3 protein-coding genes and 1 pseudogene are annotated in these 4,251 nt (G+C 68.8%); 1 reads left to right on the plus strand and 3 read right to left on the minus strand.

Annotation, left to right across the window (positions count from 1 at the left end):
• Positions 1-318: 318 nt before the first annotated feature.
• Genes ACFHVL_RS30810 through ACFHVL_RS30820 form a run of 3 tightly spaced genes read right to left on the minus strand, consistent with a single transcriptional unit; the run spans position 319 to position 3,475 of the window.
• Complete coding sequence (locus ACFHVL_RS30810; protein WP_416592152.1) at positions 319-1,491, minus strand: ferritin-like domain-containing protein; 1,173 nt, start codon at positions 1,489-1,491, stop codon at positions 319-321.
• A complete protein-coding gene (locus tag ACFHVL_RS30815; protein WP_416592153.1) occupies positions 1,488-2,342 on the minus strand; it encodes a phosphate/phosphite/phosphonate ABC transporter substrate-binding protein in 855 nt (284 codons plus the stop codon). The genes ACFHVL_RS30810 and ACFHVL_RS30815 overlap by 4 nt, the downstream gene beginning before the upstream one ends.
• A complete protein-coding gene (locus ACFHVL_RS30820; protein WP_416632125.1) occupies positions 2,339-3,475 on the minus strand; it encodes an acyl-CoA dehydrogenase family protein in 1,137 nt (378 codons plus the stop codon). Before ACFHVL_RS30820 ends, ACFHVL_RS30815 begins: the two co-directional genes overlap by 4 nt.
• Before the next feature lie 594 nt (positions 3,476-4,069).
• On the opposite strand from ACFHVL_RS30820, the pseudogene ACFHVL_RS30825 reads away from it, so the two are divergent.
• Positions 4,070-4,251: pseudogene (locus ACFHVL_RS30825) on the plus strand (IS5/IS1182 family transposase); the annotation flags it as partial.

A 4,251-nucleotide genomic window follows, 5' to 3' on the forward strand; every position in this document is an offset into this window, starting at 1 on the left:
CATCCTTACAGGTCAGGTGCACCTTTCTCTCACCGGCCTTGATCAATCAAATCCCCTCTGACTGGGGGAGGCTAATGTCCGGAGGGGACGTCGTTGACGGTCCGGGCCGCAGGGAACGGCTGCGATGCCGGGCATGCCCGAAGCCGATCTTCTAGCGGCAGATCCGCTCCGGCCTCACCCCCGAGGCACGCTGAGGTAGCCGGCAGCCGGCCTGCGGCGTTGTCACGGCATGGCCGCCATGCCCTTCCCGAACCCGGTCTGCCGGTCAGCACGCCAGGTGCGTCGGGGCGCGGGACGTTTGAGCCTGGCGGAGAAGCCTCACATGAAGTTGCGGGTGTGCAGCGCGGACAGTTCGGCGGCTTCGTCATCGGGGAAACCGAGGCGGGCCAGGTGCCGGCGACGTCCGGCTTCCATGTCCGCTTGCAACTGCTGCACGGCGAGGTGGCCTCGGGTGAGTGCCGCAGGAGCCCAGTCTCCGGCTGCCAGCAGCAGCAGGGCGTCGAACACGTCTTGGTTGAGGCCGGCGGTGCCGATGAGCACGTCGTGGCGGCGTTCGATGGCACCCCGCAGCCGGCCGAGCATTGTCGGGTCCAATGCCGATTGATGTTCGAGGTGCGCCAGACCGAACGCCACATGCCGGGCCTCGTCGGCGCGGGCCAGCCGGGTGACCGCCCGAGTAACGGGGTCCGGCGCGTGTCGGTAGAGGAAGTTGAGCAGGTGCACGAACGTGCCCTCGCCGAGCACTGACAGAAGAAATGAGGCCAGGGTGAAGTCCGGTTCGGCCAGCAGCGACGCGAGGGACGCCCGGCCGCCGGCCGAGGAGGTGCCCATCTGACCATCGGTGTGCAGCGCCCGGCGGGTGAAGACATCGACGTGGCGGGCCTCGTCAGCGGCCTGCACCGCGAGCAGGCCGACCACCTCCCGGAAGTGCGGGTGGATGCGAGTCAGCAGCCGGGCCGGGATGACCAGGGCGGCCTGCTCGTTCTCAACCAGGTAGGTCATGATCTGCACGACCGCCGCCTCGATGTCAGCCGGCAGGGTGAACGGCGAGTCCCACGGGACCGCGGTTGCCGGGTCCCATTGCGCGGCTGCGGCGTGGGCGTACAGGCGGGGCGCCAGGTCGGCCCAGACGATGTCCCTGTCGGCCAAGTCGTAGGCCGGCTCGGGCCCGCCGGCTTCGAGCAGTGCGCCACGGGCCGCCAGTCCCCAGTGTGCGGGAGGCTGGCGGGCTACCGTGCCGGGTTCGCCGGCTCGTTCCGCATGTTTCCAGCGGCCGGCATCCTGACGGCCCTTGACGACCTCGACCCGGCCGTCGTCGCCGGCAGTCGCGCGGTGGCCGGCCGCCCGGCACCAGGCCCTCATGTGCAGGGTCAAAAAGGGGTCGCGGCCGGTAACCGTGATTGTGCTTTCTGGTGGCAGGCCGGCCAGGGTCTTCTGTACCAGCAGGCGGCCGCCGGTGTCGAAGGCCAGGCCAGCCAGGTCCAAGTTCACGGCCGGTACTCGGCGGCGGTCACCGTGCCCGTCCCGTCGTAGAAACCGGAGGCGGTGACGGCTGACTCCAGCAGGTCGTATCCGTCGATACGGCCGCCCTTCCAGGAGGTCAGCCCTTCCAGGTCCAGCAGCGGGCGCACGGTCGGATCGGCGTACGACATCGAACGCAGCAGTTCCTCGAACCGCGCTACCAGGGACGGGTCGGCGGCGCCGGTGACGGTCATGTTGCAGTGGTCGTAGAGGCCAGTGGTGGTGAGCAGCCGGGTGCTCCCGGGGGGCAGCACGCCCTCCTTGGTGAAGAGCAGGTGGTTGCCGTCGAGCACGCAGGCGGCGTCGACCTCGCCAGCGATCAGGGCTCGGGCGGCGTCGCGCTCCCCGCCGACGTGGTCGCCGTGCAGGCCGACCCCGACGTCGAAGCGGTGGACCGTGAAGTCTGTGCCGGGCTGCAGGCCTTGGCTGCGAAGGTGCTCCAGCGGCAGCAGCGTCGCCTGCGGTGAGTCGACTGCTCCGGTCGCGACCGTCCGCTCCCGCAGGTCATCGACGGAGGCGATGTCGCTGTCAGTGCGGACGACGACTGCGGTGGTCAGGTCGCGGTCGGTGTCCCGCATAACCAGTGCCCGGATCGGCAGGCCCTGCGCCTTGGCGAGTCGGCGGGCCCGGATCCAGGCGAGTGGGGAGTTCCAGGCCGCGTCGATGCGCCCGGCGATCAGGTCTTCGACCTGCCGCTCGTAGTGGGAGTAGAGGACGTAATCGAACGGCAGTCCGGCAGCGGTCAGCCAAGATCGGAAGCCGTCCCAGATGGTCACGACCTTAGGGTCGTAGGTGACCGCGCCCATCGTGAAGGCGGTCATGCCGGCACCACCGGGGCATCGAACAGCGGCAGGCCGAGGACCGCCCGGCCGGTGAAGTCATGTAGCGCCTCGGTTGTCGGCGCCATCACCCGGGCGGCCAGCGCGTCCCTGAAGTGCCGTTCGATACTGAGCTCCTTGCGGAACGCCGAGCCGCCAGCCAGGCGCATCACCTCGTTGGCGACCGATACGGCCGTCTCTCCGGCGACCGCCTTGACCTGTAACACCCGCAGCTGGGCGGCGGGTTTACCGGCGGCCAGCGCGGCCAGCGTGGCGGACACGAACGCCCGAGTGGTGTCCACGTTTGTCCTGATCCGGGCAAATGCCGCCCGAGGGACCGGTTGCTCGGCCAGGGACTGTCCCAGGTGATCGAGGCGGGCGTTGGTGAGGTGCGCGGCCGCCAGAGTGACCAGGCGTTCCGACACTCCCAGCGAGAACGCCGCGCTGAGCACGGTGAACACCGGTAGCACCACGCCCAGTGCGACGTCGAGGCCTACGCTGTCCTTGCCGAGCAGCGCGTCGGCAGGTACTAGCGCGTCGGTCGCGGTGATCGGGCGGGAAGCGTTGCCCCGCAGGCCGACACCGTCGAACGGCCCGGCCACATCCAGCCCAGCCGTCGCCGACGGGACCAGCCACAGGGTCATCCCATTCCCGGCCAGTGGCAGGCTCGACCAGACGTAGCTGTCGGCTTCGCCGGCGGACGTCACCCAGCTCTTGCGGGCGTTGAGGAGCACCTTGTCGCCGCTAGCGGTGGCGGTGGACTGCGGCGCCCAGAAGTGGCTGCGTGAGCCCTGTTCGGAGAAGGCGAGCGTAGTGACATGCCGGCCGGCGGCGATCGCGCGGCGGACGTCCTCCGGCCCGCTCTGCTCGATAGCGGCGGTCGCCGTGTAGTGCATCAACGTCACCATCGCGGTCGATCCGCACACCCCGGCGAGCGCCTCAATCACCTCGGCGGCCGCGTCCAGCCCCAAGCCTGCGCCGCCCACCTCGCGGGCACTCGTCAGGCCCAGCAAGCCAGCGGTGCCGAGAGCGGCTATCGCGGAGCGAGGGTACCGCCCCGATCGATCGATGTCCGCCGCGTGTGGGCGGACATCTTGGTCCAGCACCGCCTGCAGCGCGGTCCGATACTCCGGCACGCTTCCCCCGTACAAGTCTCGACGCCGATCGAACACGGTGAAGATAGCGCGGCAGGACCGTAATGGTCCATAGCAGAGACTTGTCACCGTGAGTCTCACCGAGTTGGCACCGGGGTACGAGTACGTGGCACGGTCGAAAGTACTGTGGATGTTGCGGGCTACAGAGGGCTGAAGGTGGAACCTGGTCAGTGCTGCTACTGAACCAGCCCCGTGATCCAGCAGCGTGCAGACCCGCTGAGGTACAGCCGCATCGGTGGCATCCGGTCTACATTCGGTCAGTCAAACAGCCTTTCGGGCGCCGACCTTGTACTTGTCAGGAGCGCCAGTTTGCAAGCTTCAGCGAGGAAGATCGTGGGCCGCAAACGCGGCATCATCACCGACACCCTCGGACTGGCTGTGACAGGTTCATCTGGCCCCACCAAGACGGCTTGGTTTGGCCCCACTTCGGCCCTGAACCGGCCGACGGTCCAGTACACCGACGGACCTCCTTGTCGCTGCCAGCACTTGGTTCGCGATCTGGGGCATCGACGGATCGGCGTTCCCTGACCGCCGGTGGGGCCGAATGGAGCCGTCACGGTGGGGCCGAGTCAAGCCACCAGAGCCATCGGACTGCTCCTCGCCGTCATCGTCACCGCGGCCAGCGCCAGTGACAACGCCATCGGCATAGACCTGCTCGACCAGGCCACCACCACCTACCCCACCCTCACCAAGACCTGGGCCGACGCCGGCTTCAAGAACCGCGTCGTCGAACACGGCGCCGCACTCGGCGTCGACGT

Origin of the sequence: Micromonospora sp. LOL_023 (assembly GCF_048060115.1) — a bacterium.
In the GTDB taxonomy this organism is placed as follows: Bacteria; Actinomycetota; Actinomycetes; order Mycobacteriales; family Micromonosporaceae; genus Micromonospora_E.